Here is a 17,020-nt window from a genome sequence, read left to right as displayed (position 1 = left end):
GTGCCTACGCGTCGTAGACGTCGGCCTTGCGGGGCGCGGGTTCCTGGACGAGGCCGTTCATGATCGAGGAGCGGTTGGTGAAGGCCGCGGTGTCCACGCCGTTCTCCTCCAGCACCCTGAAGGTCGCGCGGTGCACCGACCGCAGGACCGGGGCCACGGTGCGCAGCGCGTCGTCCGCCATGAACCGGTGGCGCCACATGGAGCTCGCCCACACGTGCCGCAGGCCGAAGGGCTCGGGCAGGACCAGCTTGCCGCCGAAGTACTCCAGCAGCGGCGGGTACCAGGTCAGGGGGGCGCGCACGGCCAGGCGTACGACTTCCATGGTGTCCACCAGCGGCAGCGGGCGCTCCACGGTCTCCCAGAAGCGGATCGACTTGGGGACCTCGACCACCGGGGCCTTGGACTTGGTGGTGAACAGGCCGTGGACCGGGCCGAGGGCGTGCGCGGTGACGTCCACGCGCAGGGTCTTGTAGAGGACGGTGACCGTGACCAGCATCGTGATGACGAGCTGGCCGTCCCAGAGCGGGTACTGGATGCCGAGGTAGTGCCGGTTGCCGGCGCTGAACTGCTGCTCGTTGCAGATCCGGGTGATCTCGTGCGGCTTGACCAGGAAGCTGTCGACGTCCTCGCCGCTCGGCCGGGCCACTTCGGCGGCGCCCTCGCCGACGGGGGTGACGATCCAGTGCTGGATCGAGGCGGGCGGGAAGCCGCCGGTGTGCAGGGGGCCGCGCTCCAGCTTGCGCAGCTCGGTGTCGATCGCGCGTATGACGTCCCAGCTGCGGAAGGGGTGGATGTCGCGCCCGTCCACCTTCGGGGTCAGCTCCTCGGCCATCTGCCAGCTGCCCCAGCGGGTGCCCATGCCGAGGATGCCCTTGGGGCCGGCGTAGAAGACGGAGTTGCTGCGGTCCTCCGCGGTCAGCTTCGCCAGCTGGCGGCGCAGGTCCTCGCGGGCCTTCTCGTCGGGGTTGCCCGGGACCGCCTCCGGGATCTTGGCGGCGACGGGTGCGCCGCCGCCGAGCAGGCCGTCCCAGCGGGAGCGCAGGTCGGCGGCGGTGGACTCGCAGATCCGGCGGGCCAGGTACCAGCCGAGGACCGGGGCGACGAGCGCGCCGAGCAGGTACAGCTCCAGCAGGCCGCTGCCGGGCTGGCGGTACACCACCCGGTACAGCAGCACCGCGCCGAAGAGGACCACGCCGACCAGCAGGGCGGTGCCGATCCAGCCGCTCTTCTTGCCCTCGCCGCCGGACAGGGTCTTGCGGAGCTGGAAGAGGCCGAGCCACAGCAGCAGTCCGGGCAGGAACACCACTCCGCTGACCAGCGTGATCATGCGGAGCTTGCGGTCGCGTTCCTTGCGGATCCGGGAGGCGGCCAGGCAGTGCTCGACCACGGTCTGCGGGTCGGCGCCGAAGGACTGGATGAGCGGCTTGCGGCCGGCTCCGAGGGTGCGGGCCTCGACGGCGCGGCAGAAGGCCTCGCCGAGGTTGGGCTCGAAGAGGGAGATCTTGGGCGGCTTGACCGAGGCCGGGTGGTTCTCGCTGTTCGCCGTGAGGATGGAGGACAGGGCGGTGTCCTTGCCGCCGTCGCGGTACGCGGCGGAGGCGAGCGCGTTGGTCGCCGCGGTCTGGCCGCCGCCCCCCTGCAGAGGAATCTGTGCTCCGGGCCTGAAGTCGAAACCGTCGTCCGCCACCGCTGCCCCCATCACCGTGCCACTGTGCTCTTTGCCCGTGGTGCCGTCGTGCCAGTCGTTCTCGTGCTGCCGTACTGCTGTGGTGCCCTGCTGCCGTCCGCTTTCGCGGCGTGTCGCGCTCCGTCGCGGTCCGTTGTGCTCTCCGTCGCGGCGAAGAGCCTATCGGCGTACCGGTCCCCATGGTCATGGGACAGGGAAATACCGCCCACCGCAAGCGTGTTGGGTGGGCGGCGTCCGATGTTATGTCAACTAACTTCCCTTCTCGGCCTGTTCGCGCACCTTGTCCGCGAGGTGGGCCGGCATCGGCTCGTGCCGGGCGTACGCGCGGCTGAAGCGGCCCGTGCCGTGGGACACGGAGCGCAGGTCCACGGCGTAGCGGCCGATCTCGATCTCGGGGATCTCGGCCCGCACCCGGGACCGGCCGGGGCCGGCCTGTTCGGTGCCGACGACGCGGCCGCGGCGGCCGGCGAGGTCGCTCATGACCGGGCCGACGTACTCGTCGGGCACCTCGACGTCGAGTTCCGCGACGGGCTCCAGCAGGTGGATCGGGACGTCGGCGGCCGCTTCGCGCAGGGCGAGGGCGCCCGCCGTCTGGAAGGCGGCGTCGGAGGAGTCCACCGAGTGCGCCTTGCCGTCGCGCAGGATGACGCGTACGTCGACCAGCGGATAGCCGGCCGCGATGCCGCGGGCGGCCTGGGCGCGTACGCCCTTCTCCACGGACGGGATGAACTGGCGGGGCACCGCGCCGCCGACGACCTTGTCGACGAACTCGATGCCGCTGCCGGGCGGGAGCGGCTCGACCTCGATCTCGCAGATGGCGTACTGGCCGTGGCCGCCGGACTGCTTGACGTGCCGGCCGCGCCCGGCGGCCTTGGCGCCGAAGGTCTCGCGCAGGCTGACCTTGTGGGGGACGGGGTCGACCTGGACCCCGTAGCGGGTCTTCAGCCGCTCCAGTACGAGGTCCTGGTGCGCCTCGCCCAGGCACCACAGGACGAGCTGGTGGGTGTGCGGGTTCTGCTCCAGCCGCAGCGTGGGGTCCTCGGCGATCAGGCGGGCCAGGCCCTGCGAGAGCTTGTCCTCGTCGGCCTTGCTGTGGGCCTCGACGGCGAGGGGGAGCAGCGGTTCGGGCATCGGCCAGGGCTCCATCAGGAGCGGGACGTCCTTGGCGGAGAGGGTGTCGCCGGTCTCGGCGCGGGTGAGTTTGGCCACGCAGGCGAGGTCGCCCGCGACGCAGGCGCCGAGGGTGCGCTGCTGTTTGCCGAAGGGGGAGGTGAGGGCGCCGATCCGCTCGTCCGCTTCGTGGAGGGCGCGGCTCTCGCCGCCCCGGTCCTCCGCACCGTGGCCGCAGACGTGGACGGTCTCCTCGGGGCGCAGGGTGCCGGAGAAGACGCGGACCAGGGAGACGCGGCCGACGTAGGGGTCGGAGGAGGTCTTGACGACCTCGGCGAGGAGCGGCCCGGCCGGGTCGCAGGTCACGTCGGGGCGGGGGGAGCCGTCGGGGCCGGTGACACGGACGGGGGCGCGTTCCGCGGGGGTGGGGAAGCCGCCCGTGATCAGTTCGAGGAGTTCCACGGTGCCCAGGCCCTGGCGGGCGCCGTCGGCGGCCGGGGCGGCCATCAGGACGGGGTGGAAGGTGCCCCGGGCGACGGCCCGCTCCAGATCGTCGATCAGGGTCTTGACGTCGATGTCCTCACCGCCGAGGTAGCGGTCCATGAGGGTCTCGTCCTCGCTCTCGGCGATGATCCCCTCGATGAGGCGGGAGCGGGCGTCGTCGATGAGGGCGCGTTCGGCGGGGTCCGGGTCGCGCTCGGCGCGCTCGCCGGAGGTGTAGTCGTACACGCGCCGGGAGAGCAGGCCCAGGAGCCCGGTGACGGGGGCGTGGCCGTCGGGTCCGGCCGGTCCGTGCAGCGGGAGGTAGAGCGGGATGACGGCGTCCGGGTCGTCGGCGCCGAAGATCTCTCCGCAGACGGCGGTCATCTGGGAGTAATCGGCGCGGGCTGCCTCCAGATGGGTGACGACGATGGCCCGCGGCATGCCGACGGCCTCGCATTCGTCCCAGACCATCCGGGTGGCCCCGTCGATCCCGTCGGAGGCGGAGACGACGAAGAGGGCCGCGTCCGCGGCGCGCAGACCGGCCCTGAGTTCCCCGACGAAGTCGGCGTATCCGGGGGTGTCCAGGATGTTGATCTTGATTCCGGCCCATTCGACGGGGACCAGGGACAGCTGGACGGAGCGCTGGCGGCGGTGCTCGATCTCGTCGTGGTCCGAGACCGTGGTGCCGTCCTCGACCCGTCCTGCCCGGTTCACGGCCCCCGCCGTGAGGGCCAGGGCCTCGACCAGGGTCGTCTTCCCCGCGCCGCTGTGGCCGACCAGCACGACGTTCCGTACGGAATCGGGGCGGTCGGCCGTCAGTGCCCTGCCGGCGGCTCCGGCTTGGTGTGATGTGGCTCCCATGGTGCTCGTGCCTCCTGGTGTCGCGGTGAGGAGGGTGATCGGGGTCCTTCGAGCTTTGCACCGCCGTCACACTGCGTCCATACGTGGTACCGGCCACGGCCGCCCGCGCGGCGGGAGGGTGACGCGGGCCCGCCGCGGGCGGCGGGCGGGAGCCGACCGGTGGGTGCGCGGCGCCGGGGACGCGGGGCGCTGGCTACGATGGGCCAGCCGGTGGCCGTGGTGGCCGCTCGGCCCACCGACCCTCTGGGAAGGCCATGCTGAACAAGTACGCGCGTGCGTTCTTCACGCGTGTTCTCACGCCGTTCGCCGCGTTTCTCCTGCGCCGGGGGGTGAGCCCGGACGCCGTCACCCTCATCGGTACGGCCGGAGTGGTGGCCGGGGCGCTGGTCTTCTTCCCCAGAGGCGAGTTCTTCTGGGGCACCATCACCATCACCCTCTTCGTCTTCTCCGACCTGGTGGACGGGAACATGGCCCGCCAGGCGGGCCTCTCCAGCCGCTGGGGCGCGTTCCTCGACTCCACGCTCGACCGGGTGGCCGACGCCGCGATCTTCGGCGGCCTCGCGCTCTGGTACGCCGGCCGGGGTGACGACAACGCCCTGTGCGCGGTGGCGATCTTCTGCCTGGCCAGCGGGCAGGTGGTCTCGTACACGAAGGCCCGCGGCGAGGCGATCGGGCTGCCGGTCGCCGTCAACGGGCTCGTCGAGCGGGCCGAGCGCCTGGTGATCTCCCTGGTCGCGGCCGGCCTGTCCGGACTGCAGACCTTCGGCGTCCCCTCGTGGATCGGGGTGCTGCTGCCGGTCGCGCTGTGGATCGTGGCGGCGGGCTCGCTCGTCACGCTGGTGCAGCGCGTGGTCACCGTACGCCGCGAGGCGGCCGAGGCCGACGCGGCGGCCACCGGCGCCGAGGGCGGGGCGGTCTGATGGGCGGGGCGCGGGACAAGCTGGTCGACGGGCTGTACGGGCTCGGCTGGGCGGGCGTGAGGAAGCTGCCCGAGCCGGCGGCGGTGGCCCTCGGCCGCGGGATCGCCGACGTGGCGTGGAAACGCCGCGGGAAGAGCGTGCTGCGGCTGGAGTCCAACCTGGCCCGGGTGGTGCCCGACGCGACCCCCGAGCGGCTGCGGGAGCTGTCGCGCGCGGGCATGCGCTCGTACATGCGCTACTGGATGGAGTCCTTCCGGCTGCCGGCCATGGACGCGAAACGGTTCGGCGAGGACGTCCGGCTGGAGGACGACCACGTCCTGCGCGAGGCGATCGCCTCCGGGCGCGGGGTCGTCGCCGCACTGCCGCACCTGGCCAACTGGGACCTCGCCGGCGCGTGGGTCACCGGCCACCTGGGCGTTCCCTTCACCACCGTCGCCGAGCGGCTCAAGCCCGAGTCCCTCTTCGACCGCTTCGTCGCCTACCGGGAGAGCCTCGGCATGGAGGTCCTCCCGCACACCGGGGGCGCCTCCTTCGGCACCCTGGCGCGCCGGCTGCGCGCCGGCGGGCTGGTCTGCCTGGTCGCCGACCGGGACCTGTCGGCCTCCGGGGTCGAGGTGGACTTCTTCGGCTCCCGGGCGCGGATGCCCGCCGGGCCGGCGCTGCTGGCGCAGCAGACCGGGGCGGTACTGCTGCCGGTCACGCTCTACTACGGCGACAGCCCGAAGATGTACGGCCGGTTCCACCCCGAGGTGGAAGTGCCGAGCGAGGGCACGCGGAGCGAGAAGACCGCCGCCATGACCCAGGCGGTCGCGGACGCGTTCGCGTCCGGGATCGCCGAGCACCCGGAGGACTGGCACATGCTCCAGCGCTTGTGGCTCGACGACCTGGAGGAGCGCCCGTAGTGAAGATCGGCATCGTGTGCCCGTACTCGTGGGACGTCCCGGGCGGCGTCCAGTTCCACATCCGCGACCTGGCCGAGCACCTGATCCGCCGGGGTCACGAGGTGTCGGTGCTGGCCCCGGCGGACGACGAGACCCCGCTGCCCCCCTACGTGGTCTCGGCGGGACGGGCGGTGCCGGTGCCCTACAACGGGTCGGTCGCCCGGCTGAACTTCGGCTTCCTCTCCGCCGCCCGCGTACGCCGCTGGCTGCACGAGGGCGTCTTCGACGTGATCCACATCCACGAGCCGGCCTCGCCCTCCCTGGGCCTGCTGTCGTGCTGGGCGGCCCAGGGCCCGATCGTGGCGACGTTCCACACCTCCAACCCCCGCTCGCGCGCGATGACCGCCGCGTACCCCATCCTCCAGCCGGCGCTGGAGAAGATCAGCGCCCGGATCGCGGTGAGCGAGTACGCCCGGCGCACGCTGGTGGAACACCTCGGCGGGGACGCCGTGGTCATCCCCAATGGGGTCGACGTCGACTTCTTCGCCCGGGCCGAGCCCAAGGCCGAGTGGAGCGGGCGGACCCTCGGCTTCATCGGCCGCATCGACGAACCCCGCAAGGGCCTCCCGGTGCTCATGGCCGCCTTCCCGGCCATCGCCCGGGCCTGCCCGGACGTACGCCTGCTCGTGGCGGGCCGGGGCGACGAGGAGGAGGCCGTGGCCTCCCTGCCGGCGGAACTCCGCTCCCGGGTCGAGTTCCTCGGCATGGTCTCCGACGAGGACAAGGCCCGCCTGCTGCGCAGCGTGGACGTCTACGTCGCCCCCAACACCGGCGGCGAGAGCTTCGGGATCATCCTGGTCGAGGCCCTCTCGGCGGGCGCCGCCGTCCTGGCCTCGGACCTCGACGCCTTCGCCCAGGTCCTGGACCAGGGGGCGGCGGGAGAACTGTTCGCCAACGAGGACGCCGCCTCCCTGGCCGCGGCGGCGACCGCCCTCCTGCGCGACCCGGCCCGGCGCGCGGAACTGAGCGCCCGCGGCTCGGCGCACGTGCGCCGCTTCGACTGGTCGACGGTGGGCGCGGACATCCTCGCCGTGTACGAGACCGTCACCGCCGGCGCGGCCGCCGTCGCCGCCGACGAACGGATCTCCCTGCGCAGCCGCCTCGGCTTCTCGCGGGACACGTAGGCGCCCGCACCGGGTAGTGTCGCCGCCCGTGATCGAAAACCTTGTCTGGATCGCGGTGGCGCTCGCCGTCGTCGGGGTCTACCTCAGCTGGACCGCCGGGCGGCTGGACCGGCTGCACACGCGGATGGACGCCGCCCGGGCCGCCCTCGACGCGCAGCTCGTGCGGCGGGCCTCCGTGGTGCTGGAGGTGGCCACCTCCGGGGCGCTCGACCCGGCCTCCTCGCTGGTGCTGTACGAGGCCGCGCACGCCGCGCGGCAGGCGGAGGAGGAACACCGGGAGGTCGCCGAGAGCGAGCTCAGCCAGGCGCTGCGGGCGGTGTTCGCCGACGCCGACCAGGTGGAGGTGCTGAAGGCGGCCCCGGGCGGCGAGGAGGCCGCCGAGGAGCTGGCCGCGGCGGTCCGCCGGGTGCCGATGGCGCGCAGGTTCCTCAACGACTCCGTACGGGCCGCCCGCGCGCTGCGCCGCCACCGCAAGGTCCGGTGGTTCAGACTGGCGGGACACGCGCCGTTCCCGCTGGCCTTCGAAATGGACGATGAGCCTCCGGTGGACCTCGCGGACCGCCCCGCCTGACCTTCATAGGGCCGCGGGGGACAAGTGAAAGAGCCACCGGCTCCACATTGGCCCTTGTAGTGGACTGGTCGGTGGGGTTTCCTCAGCGAGTACCGCCCGTCTTCCCTTTCGAGTTCGTTTCGAGTGAGGTCAACCCGTGAGCACGCTTCCCACCTCTTCCCAGTCCGCTGAGTCGGCCATCGGCACCTCCCGCGTCAAGCGCGGCATGGCCGAGCAGCTCAAGGGCGGCGTGATCATGGACGTGGTCAACGCCGAGCAGGCGAAGATCGCCGAGGACGCCGGCGCCGTGGCCGTCATGGCCCTCGAGCGGGTCCCCGCCGACATCCGCAAGGACGGCGGCGTGGCCCGCATGTCCGACCCCAACATGATCGAAGAGATCATCGAGGCCGTCTCCATCCCGGTCATGGCCAAGTCCCGCATCGGCCACTTCGTCGAGGCCCAGGTCCTCCAGTCCCTCGGCGTCGACTACATCGACGAGTCCGAGGTCCTGACCCCGGCCGACGAGGTCAACCACTCCGACAAGTGGGCCTTCACCACCCCCTTCGTCTGTGGCGCCACCAACCTGGGCGAGGCCCTGCGCCGCATCGCCGAGGGCGCGGCCATGATCCGCTCGAAGGGCGAGGCCGGCACCGGCAACGTCGTCGAGGCCGTCCGCCACCTGCGCCAGATCAAGAACGAGATCGCCAAGCTGCGCGGCTTCGACAACAACGAGCTGTACGCCGCCGCCAAGGAGCTGCGCGCCCCGTACGAGCTCGTCAAGGAGGTCGCCGAGCTCGGCAAGCTCCCCGTCGTGCTGTTCTCCGCCGGCGGTGTCGCCACCCCGGCCGACGCCGCCCTGATGCGCCAGCTCGGCGCCGAGGGCGTCTTCGTCGGCTCCGGCATCTTCAAGTCCGGTGACCCGGCCAAGCGTGCCGCCGCCATCGTGAAGGCCACCACCTTCTTCGACGACCCGAAGGTCATCGCGGACGCGTCCCGCAACCTGGGCGAGGCCATGGTCGGCATCAACTGCGACACCCTGCCCGAGGCCGAGCGCTACGCCAACCGCGGCTGGTAACCGGTCATGACCCCCACCCCCGTGATCGGTGTCCTGGCGCTCCAGGGCGACGTACGGGAGCACCTGATCGCCCTGGCCGCGGCGGACGCCGTGGCCAGGCCGGTCCGGCGGCCCGAGGAGCTCTCCGAGGTCGACGCCCTGGTGATCCCCGGCGGCGAGTCCACCACCATGTCCAAGCTCGCCGTGCTGTTCGGCATGCTGGAGCCGCTGCGCGAGCGCGTGCGCGCCGGCATGCCCGTGTACGGCACCTGCGCCGGCATGATCATGCTCGCCGACAAGCTGCTGGACGGCCGTGACGACCAGGAGACGCTCGGCGGCATCGACATGATCGTGCGCCGCAACGCCTTCGGACGCCAGAACGAGTCCTTCGAGGCCCGGATCGACTTCGCGGGCGTGGAGGGCGGCCCCGTCGAGGGCGTCTTCATCCGCGCGCCGTGGGTCGAGTCGGTCGGCGCCGCCGCCGAGGTGCTCGCCACGTACGACGGCCACACCGTCGCCGTGCGCCAGGGCAACGTCCTCGCCACCTCGTTCCACCCCGAACTGACCGGCGACGACCGCGTCCACGCGTACTTCGTCGACATGGTGCGCGCGGGGCTGTGACGAGGTCCCGGTAGGATCGTCGGTGAACACTGTTGGTTACGCGAAGGAGACAGGCGGATGTCCGGCCACTCTAAATGGGCTACGACGAAGCACAAGAAGGCCGTGATCGATGCCAAGCGCGGCAAGCTCTTCGCGAAGCTGATCAAGAACATCGAGGTCGCGGCCCGTATGGGCGGCGCGGACATCGACGGCAACCCGACGCTCTTCGACGCCGTTCAGAAGGCCAAGAAGCAGTCGGTCCCGAACAAGAACATCGACTCCGCGGTCAAGCGCGGCGGCGGCCTCGAGGCCGGCGGCGCCGACTACGAGACGATCATGTACGAGGGCTACGGCCCCAACGGTGTCGCGGTGCTCATCGAGTGCCTCACCGACAACCGCAACCGTGCCGCCTCCGACGTCCGCGTCGCCATGACCCGCAACGGCGGCTCCATGGCCGACCCGGGCTCGGTCTCGTACCTGTTCAACCGCAAGGGCGTCATCCTCCTGCCCAAGGCCGACCTCTCCGAGGACGACGTCCTGGGCGCGGTCCTGGACGCCGGTGCCGAAGAGGTCAACGACAACGGCGACACCTGGGAGATCATCAGCGAGGCCACCGACCTGGTCGCGGTCCGCACCGCGCTCCAGGAAGCCGGCATCGACTACGACTCGGCCGACTCCAGCTTCGTCCCGACCATGCAGGTCGAGCTCGACGAGGAGGGCGCGCGCAAGATCTTCAAGCTGATCGACGCCCTGGAGGACAGCGACGACGTGCAGAACGTCTTCGCCAACTTCGACGTCTCGGACGAGGTCATGGAGAAGGTCGACGCCTGACCGGCGCCGCACCTTCCCGCTCTGCCTCCGGCGGGCCGACAGGACACACCCTGTCGGCCCGCCGCTTTGTCAGTGGCGGCGGATAGCCTGCACCGACAGGTGAACGGTGGTCGGAGGAGGGGGCGCGCGTGCGCGTACTGGGCGTGGACCCGGGGCTGACGCGGTGCGGCGTCGGCGTGGTCGAGGGGGTCGCCGGACGGCCCCTGACCATGATCGGCGTCGGGGTCGTACGGACGCCCGCCGACGCGGAGCTGGGGGACCGGCTCGTCGCGATCGAGGCCGGCATCGAGGAGTGGCTCGATGCCCACCGGCCCGAATGCGTCGCCGTGGAGCGGGTCTTCAGCCAGCACAACGTCCGCACCGTCATGGGCACCGCCCAGGCCAGCGCCGTCGCCATGCTGTGCGCCGCGCGCCGCGGGATACCGGTCGCGCTGCACACCCCGAGCGAGGTCAAGGCCGCCGTCACCGGCAGCGGTCGCGCCGACAAGGCGCAGGTCGGGGCGATGGTGACCCGGCTGCTGCGGCTCGCCGAACCGCCCAGGCCGGCCGATGCCGCCGACGCGCTGGCCCTCGCCATCTGCCACATCTGGCGCGCCCCCGCCCAGAACCGCCTCCAGCAGGCGGTGGCCCGGCACGCCACCGGTGCCCGCGCCGCGCACCCCCTGTACGCCGTCCACGCGCCGAGCGCCACGAACGCCGGCACGAGCCCGAACGCCCCGAAAGGCCGTACCCGATGATCGCCTTCGTCAGCGGCCAGGTCGCCGCGCTCACCCCCGCCCTCGCCGTGATCGAGGTCGGGGGAGTGGGGATGGCCGTGCAGTGCACGCCGAACACCATCGCCGGACTGCGGGTGGGCGAGCAGGCGCGGCTGGCCACCTCGCTGGTCGTACGGGAGGACTCGCTGACCCTGTACGGCTTCGCCGACGACGACGAACGCCAGGTCTTCGAGCTGCTCCAGACCGCGAGCGGCGTCGGCCCGCGGGTGGCCCAGGCGATGCTCGGCGTGCACAGCCCGGACGCGCTGCGGGCGGCCTTCGCCTCGGGGGACGCCAAGGCGCTGACGGCGGTGCCGGGGATCGGGCCCAAGGGCGCGCAGAAGCTGCTGCTGGAGCTCAAGGACAAGCTGGGCGCCCCCGGCCCGGTGGTCGGTGCCCAGCGCGCGCCCGCGTCGGGGCCCGCCCCCTGGACCGAGCAGCTGACCGCCGCGCTGATCGGCCTCGGCTACGCCGCCCGGGAGGCCGACGAGGCCGTGTCCGCGGTGACGCCGCAGGCCGAGGCCGCCATCGCCGCCGGCGGCTCGGCCCCCGTTCCGCAGCTCCTGCGGGCGGCGCTGCAGTCCCTCAGCCGGGCCCGCTGAGCCGGCGGGCGCCCCCGCGCCCGTCGCCCGCCGGTCCGGCCCTGACCGGGGCCGGGCCGGCGCGGGGGCGGCGGCGGGGCCCGGATCGACCACCGCAACGACGTAGAAGGCAGACTGACCACCGTGAACTGGGACGACGACGACACCGGCACCTCCGAGCCCGACAGGCTGGTCACCGCCGCGGCCGACGGGGAGGACACCGCCGTCGAGGCCGCGCTGCGCCCCAAGGACCTCGGCGAGTTCGTCGGCCAGGAGAAGGTCCGCCAGCAGCTGGACCTCGTGCTCAAGGCCGCCCGCCAGCGCGGCGCCACCGCCGACCACGTCCTGCTGTCCGGAGCGCCCGGCCTCGGCAAGACCACCCTCTCCATGATCATCGCCGCCGAGATGGGGGCGCCCATCCGGATCACCTCCGGCCCCGCCATCCAGCACGCCGGAGACCTCGCCGCGATCCTGTCCTCCCTCCAGGAGGGGGAAGTCCTCTTCCTCGACGAGATCCACCGCATGTCCCGGCCCGCCGAGGAGATGCTCTACATGGCCATGGAGGACTTCCGCGTCGACGTGATCGTCGGCAAGGGCCCCGGAGCCACCGCCATCCCGCTGGAGCTGCCGCCCTTCACCCTCGTCGGGGCCACCACCCGCGCCGGCCTGCTCCCGCCGCCGCTGCGGGACCGCTTCGGCTTCACCGGCCACATGGAGTTCTACGCCCCCGCGGAGCTCGAACGCGTCATCCGGCGCTCCGCCGGCCTCCTCGACGTCGAGATCGACACCGCCGGGGCCGCCGAGATCGCCGGCCGCTCCCGCGGCACCCCCCGCATCGCCAACCGGCTGCTGCGCCGCGTCCGCGACTACGCGCAGGTCAGGGCGGACGGCGTGATCACCCGTGAGGTGGCCGCCACCGCCCTCCAGGTGTACGAGGTGGACGCGCGCGGACTGGACCGGCTGGACCGGGCCGTGCTCGAGGCCCTGCTCAAGCTGTTCGGCGGCGGGCCCGTCGGGCTGTCCACCCTGGCCGTCGCCGTGGGGGAGGAGCGCGAGACGGTCGAGGAGGTCGCCGAGCCCTTCCTCGTCCGGGAGGGGCTCCTCGCCCGCACCCCGCGCGGCCGGGTCGCGACCCCCGCCGCCTGGGCCCACCTGGGGCTCGTCCCGCCGCAGCCGGGCGGCCGCGGAACAAGCGGACAACAGGGCCTGTTCGGGGCCTGACGGCGCGGAGGTTCGACCGGTCAGGAACCGCGGTGCCATGCTGGGCGTTGTTCCATCGGTGCGGACTCGCCTAGACTCCGCCGATGCCGACCCTTCGGGTCGGCGTGCCCACCCCCGTAGAAATGGCCGCTCCCCGGCGCGGCCGTGCGAAGGATCCTCGTCCCGTGAACAACATCAGCTTCTTGCTCCCGTTCATCGTGCTCATCGGGGCGATGTTCCTGATGACCCGGTCCGCAAAGAAGAAGCAGGCCCAGGCCGCTCAGATGCGTGACCAGATGACGACCGGCACCGGCGTGCGCACCATCGGCGGCATGTACGCCACCGTCAAGGAGATCGGCGAGGACACCGTCACCCTCGAGGTGGCCCCCGGTGTCCACGCGGTCTACGCGAAGAACGCCATCGGCGCCGTGCTGGAGGACGCCGAGTACAACCGGATCGTCCACGGCTTCTCCGAGACTCCGGAGGAGGACGCGCCGGTCGTCCCCGACGACGCCTCCTCGCTGACCGAGGGCGACGCCCCCAAGCTCGACCTGGGCAAGAAGGACGAGCCCAAGGGCGACGACGAGCCGAAGGACGGCAAGACCGACGGCGAGCCCGGCGCCAAGTAGCGTCCGGCAGGGGCCGCGGCGGTGTCCGACCGGCATCCGCCGCGGTTCCCGCAGTGAACTTCTGCGGGGGGCAGGGGTCCCCACCACACATTTCGTGGCCGTCCGCGCGCTGACCCGGCGCGGGACGGTTGGACAGGGAGATACGACAAGGTGGCAGCACCGAAGAAGGGCCGGCGGCCCACGGGGGCTCAGGGGAGGCCGGGGCGCGCCCTGGCCTTCATCCTGATCGCGATGGTGGCGCTCACCGCGGGGATGTTCCTCACGAAGCAGACGACGCCCCGTCTGGGCATCGACCTCGCCGGTGGTACGAGCATCACGCTCAAGGCCAAGAGCGAGCCCGGCAAGCCGGACGCCGTCAACGAGACCAACATGAACACGGCGGTCGGCATCATCGAGCGCCGCGTCAACGGTCTCGGCGTCTCGGAGTCGGAGGTCCAGACCCAGGGCCGCGACCACATCATCGTGAACATCCCCAAGGGGACGAACGAACAGCAGGCCCGCGAGCAGGTCGGTACCACCGCCCAGCTGTACTTCCGCCCCGTGCTGGCCTTCGCCGACGGCGCTCCCGTCGCTCCCGAGCCGAAGCCGAGCACGCCCGCGAACCCCTCCGCGAGCCCCTCCGCGAGCGGTTCCGGCGCCCCGAAGGCCGAGGGCTCCAAGCCCTCCGCGCCGGCCACCCCGTCGTCCAGCGCCACTTCCCAGGGCCGTGTGCTCAGCGAGGCCCTCAAGGCCCCGGGCACCCCCACTCCCTCGCCGTCGGTGAGCGAGTCGAAGAAGGCAGACGACAACAAGGCCACGCCCTCGGCCCCGGCTCCCGTTCCGACCCCGCCGGCCGACCCGGCCGCCGCGGACCTGCAGGCGAAGTTCGCCGCGCTGGACTGCACCAAGGAGGACCAGCGCGCCGCCGCCGGCAAGGGCGTCAAGCCCGAGGAGCCGATGATCGCCTGCGGTCAGCGCGGCACCGCCTGGGGCAAGTGGCTCCTGGGCCCGGCCCAGGTCAACGGCCAGGACGTGAAGGACGCCCAGGGCGTCATCGACCAGCAGCGCGGTCAGTGGATCGTCACCATGCAGTTCACCGACAAGGGCGCCGACAAGTTCGCCAAGATCACCGGTGAGCTGGCCACCAAGCAGTCCCCGCAGAACCAGTTCGCGATCGTGCTCGACGGCGAGGTCATCTCCGACCCGTCCGTCAGCCAGGCGCTGACCGGCGGCAACGCCGAGATCTCCGGCGGCTTCACCCAGCAGTCCGCTCAGGACCTGGGCAACATGCTCTCGTACGGCGCCCTGCCGCTGTCCTTCCAGGAGGACAGCGTCACCACCGTCACCGCCGCGCTCGGCGGCGAGCAGCTGAAGGCCGGCCTCATCGCCGGCGCCATCGGCCTCGCGCTCGTGGTGATCTACCTGCTCGTGTACTACCGCGGTCTGGCCTTCATCGCCATCGTCAGCCTCATGGTGTCCGCGGTCCTCACCTACACGATCATGGCGCTGCTGGGCAAGGGCATCGGCTTCGCCCTGAACCTGCCCGCCGTCTGCGGCGCGATCGTCGCGATCGGCATCACCGCCGACTCGTTCATCGTGTACTTCGAGCGCATCCGCGACGAGATCCGCGAGGGCCGCACCCTGCGCCCGGCCGTCGAGCGCGCCTGGCCGCGTGCCCGCCGCACGATCCTGGTCTCCGACTTCGTGTCGTTCCTCGCCGCCGCGGTGCTCTTCATCGTCACGGTCGGCAAGGTCCAGGGCTTCGCCTTCACCCTGGGTCTGACCACCCTCCTCGACGTGGTCGTGGTGTTCCTGTTCACCAAGCCGATCATGACCCTGCTCGCGCGCACGAAGTTCTTCTCCAGCGGGCACCCGTGGTCCGGGCTCGACCCGCAGCGGCTCGGCGCCAAGCCGCCGCTGCGCAGGTCCCGCCGAGGCGCGCCCGTTCCCGCCCCCGTCGACGCAAAGGAGGCGTGAGAGATGTCGAAGCTGGGAGATCTCGGCGCCAAGCTGTACCGCGGTGATGTCGGCTACGACTTCGTCGGCAAGCGCTTCGTCTGGTACGGCGTTTCCATCCTGATCACCATCACGGCGATCGTCGCCCTGGCCGTCCAGGGCCTCAACATGGGCATCGAGTTCAAGGGCGGCGCCGTCTTCACCACCCCGAAGACCAGCGTCTCCGTCGCCCACGCCACGGAGAGCGCGGAGAAGGCCTCGGGGCACGACGCGATCGTCCAGGAGCTCGGCACCGGCGGCATGCGCATCCAGATCTCCGGTCTGGACACCGACTCCGCCGCGTCCGTGAAGAAGCAGCTCGGCACCGAGCTCAAGGTCGACGCGGCCCAGATCAACGCCGACCTCGTCGGCCCGAGCTGGGGCGAGCAGATCGCGAACAAGGCCTGGACCGGCCTCGGCGTCTTCATGGTCCTCGTGGTGATCTACCTGGCGATCGCCTTCGAATGGCGGATGGCCGTGGCCGCCCTCATCGCGCTGATCCACGACCTCACCATCACCGTCGGCGTGTACGCGCTGGTCGGCTTCGAGGTCACCCCGGGCACCGTGATCGGTCTGCTCACCATCCTCGGCTACTCCCTCTACGACACCGTCGTCGTCTTCGACGGTCTGAAGGAGGGCTCGAAGGACATCACCAAGCAGACCCGCTACACCTTCAGCGAGATCGCCAACCGGAGCATCAACGGCACGCTGGTCCGCTCGATCAACACGACCGTCGTCGCGCTGCTCCCGGTCGCCGGCCTGCTCTTCATCGGCGGCGGCTTCCTGGGCGCGGGCATGCTCAACGACATCTCGCTGTCGCTGTTCGTGGGCCTCGCGGCCGGCGCGTACTCCTCCATCTTCATCGCGACCCCGCTGGTCGTGGACCTGAAGGAGCGCGAGCCGGCGATGAAGGCGCTGACCAAGCGGGTGCTCGCGAAGCGCGCCGCCGGCGCCGCCAAGGGCGAGGACGCCGACGCGGACGCCGAGCCGGAGGGCTCCGCGCAGGTCGTGGCCCAGGGCGGCCAGGGGAGGCGGCGCCGGTGACCGCGTCCTCCACTCCCGAACTGCGCGAGCTGCTGCTCGGCCGGATCAAGGACGTCCCGGACTACCCGAAGCCCGGCGTGGTGTTCAAGGACATCACCCCGCTGCTCGCCGACCCGAAGGCCTTCACGGCGCTGACCGAGGCGCTGGTGGAGCTGGCGGTCCGGTACGGGGCGACGAAGATCGTCGGTCTGGAGGCGCGCGGGTTCATCCTCGCGGCCCCGGTCGCCGTACAGGCGGGCATCGGCTTCGTGCCCGTGCGCAAGGCCGGCAAGCTGCCGGGCGCCACCCTCGCGCAGTCGTACGAGCTGGAGTACGGCACCGCCGAGATCGAGGTCCACGCGGAGGACCTGTCGGCCGGTGACCGGGTCATGGTCATCGACGACGTCCTCGCCACCGGCGGCACCGCCGAGGCCTCGCTGGAGCTGATCCGGCGGGCCGGAGCCGAGGTCGCCGGGGTGGCCGTGCTGATGGAGCTGTCGTTCCTCCCGGGCCGGGCCAAGCTGGCCCCCGCCCTGGCGGGCGCCCCGCTGGACGCCCTGATCGTGGTCTGACCCACTCCGTACGCGAGCGGCGGGCACCCGGGACATCCCGGGTGCCCGCCCCTCGCACGTAACGGCCCGGAGGGCAGTGTCCCAGGGGGCGGAACGCCGAGAACGGGACGGCGGAAAATTGGAAG

16 protein-coding genes are annotated in these 17,020 nt (G+C 72.0%); 14 read left to right on the top strand and 2 right to left on the bottom strand.

The annotated features are described in order from the left end of the window. Positions 1–4 precede the first annotated feature (4 nt). Positions 5–1,699: a hypothetical protein gene (locus ACZ514_RS17320; protein ID WP_468169432.1), complete on the bottom strand. Its 1,695-nt coding sequence runs from the start codon at positions 1,697–1,699 to the stop codon at positions 5–7. Positions 1,700–1,936: 237 nt separating this feature from the next. Further along, a complete protein-coding gene (locus tag ACZ514_RS17315; protein ID WP_469125069.1) occupies positions 1,937–4,141 on the bottom strand; it encodes an elongation factor G-like protein EF-G2 in 2,205 nt (734 codons plus the stop codon). 254 nt (positions 4,142–4,395) lie between these two features. Between ACZ514_RS17315 and pgsA the strand changes: the two genes are divergently transcribed. The 14 genes from pgsA to ACZ514_RS17245 all read left to right on the top strand — a co-directional run bounded on the left by pgsA (position 4,396) and on the right by ACZ514_RS17245 (position 16,895). Continuing rightward, positions 4,396–5,061: a phosphatidylinositol phosphate synthase gene (pgsA, locus tag ACZ514_RS17310; RefSeq protein WP_468169118.1), complete on the top strand. Its 666-nt coding sequence runs from the start codon at positions 4,396–4,398 to the stop codon at positions 5,059–5,061. Further along, complete coding sequence (locus tag ACZ514_RS17305) at positions 5,061–5,963, top strand: phosphatidylinositol mannoside acyltransferase (RefSeq protein ID WP_468169115.1); 903 nt, start codon at positions 5,061–5,063, stop codon at positions 5,961–5,963. The genes pgsA and ACZ514_RS17305 overlap by 1 nt, the downstream gene beginning before the upstream one ends. Next, complete coding sequence (locus ACZ514_RS17300) at positions 5,963–7,126, top strand: glycosyltransferase family 4 protein (protein ID WP_468699909.1); 1,164 nt, start codon at positions 5,963–5,965, stop codon at positions 7,124–7,126. Before ACZ514_RS17305 ends, ACZ514_RS17300 begins: the two co-directional genes overlap by 1 nt. 28 nt (positions 7,127–7,154) lie before the next feature. Further along, positions 7,155–7,697, top strand: a complete 543-nt coding sequence (locus tag ACZ514_RS17295; RefSeq protein ID WP_388944421.1) for a hypothetical protein — start codon at positions 7,155–7,157, stop codon at positions 7,695–7,697. A 136-nt stretch (positions 7,698–7,833) separates the two neighbouring features. Beyond that, a complete protein-coding gene (gene pdxS, locus ACZ514_RS17290) occupies positions 7,834–8,751 on the top strand; it encodes a pyridoxal 5'-phosphate synthase lyase subunit PdxS (protein WP_388944424.1) in 918 nt (305 codons plus the stop codon). 6 nt (positions 8,752–8,757) lie between these two features. Continuing rightward, entirely contained in the window at positions 8,758–9,351 is a 594-nt protein-coding gene (pdxT, locus tag ACZ514_RS17285) for a pyridoxal 5'-phosphate synthase glutaminase subunit PdxT (RefSeq protein WP_468169109.1), read from the top strand. Positions 9,352–9,408: 57 nt separating this feature from the next. After that, the gene (locus tag ACZ514_RS17280) at positions 9,409–10,161 is read left to right on the top strand and encodes a YebC/PmpR family DNA-binding transcriptional regulator (RefSeq protein ID WP_125817794.1); all 753 of its coding nucleotides are present in this window, start codon (positions 9,409–9,411) and stop codon (positions 10,159–10,161) included. A gap of 128 nt (positions 10,162–10,289) precedes the next feature. Then, entirely contained in the window at positions 10,290–10,898 is a 609-nt protein-coding gene (ruvC, locus tag ACZ514_RS17275; protein WP_469125068.1) for a crossover junction endodeoxyribonuclease RuvC, read from the top strand. After that, positions 10,895–11,518: a Holliday junction branch migration protein RuvA gene (ruvA, locus tag ACZ514_RS17270; protein WP_468169103.1), complete on the top strand. Its 624-nt coding sequence runs from the start codon at positions 10,895–10,897 to the stop codon at positions 11,516–11,518. Before ruvC ends, ruvA begins: the two co-directional genes overlap by 4 nt. Before the next feature lie 123 nt (positions 11,519–11,641). After that, positions 11,642–12,718, top strand: a complete 1,077-nt coding sequence (gene ruvB, locus ACZ514_RS17265; protein ID WP_468699912.1) for a Holliday junction branch migration DNA helicase RuvB — start codon at positions 11,642–11,644, stop codon at positions 12,716–12,718. Positions 12,719–12,882: 164 nt separating this feature from the next. Next, complete coding sequence (gene yajC, locus ACZ514_RS17260; RefSeq protein ID WP_388944442.1) at positions 12,883–13,326, top strand: preprotein translocase subunit YajC; 444 nt, start codon at positions 12,883–12,885, stop codon at positions 13,324–13,326. 150 nt (positions 13,327–13,476) lie between these two features. Beyond that, positions 13,477–15,282 (top strand): protein translocase subunit SecD, encoded by a 1,806-nt coding sequence (gene secD / locus ACZ514_RS17255; RefSeq protein ID WP_468169097.1) that lies wholly within the window; start codon positions 13,477–13,479, stop codon positions 15,280–15,282. Between the two features lie 3 nt (positions 15,283–15,285). Beyond that, entirely contained in the window at positions 15,286–16,344 is a 1,059-nt protein-coding gene (gene secF / locus ACZ514_RS17250) for a protein translocase subunit SecF (protein WP_468169094.1), read from the top strand. Further along, on the top strand, positions 16,341–16,895 hold the full coding sequence (locus tag ACZ514_RS17245) for an adenine phosphoribosyltransferase (protein ID WP_468169091.1): 555 nt from the start codon (positions 16,341–16,343) through the stop codon (positions 16,893–16,895). The genes secF and ACZ514_RS17245 overlap by 4 nt, the downstream gene beginning before the upstream one ends. Positions 16,896–17,020: the final 125 nt, after the last annotated feature.

The sequence above is a fragment of the Streptomyces sp. NPDC034086 genome, assembly GCF_055575515.1.
The sequence above is the reverse complement of the archived record's forward strand: the minus strand, read 5'-3'. Positions and strand labels throughout refer to the sequence as shown.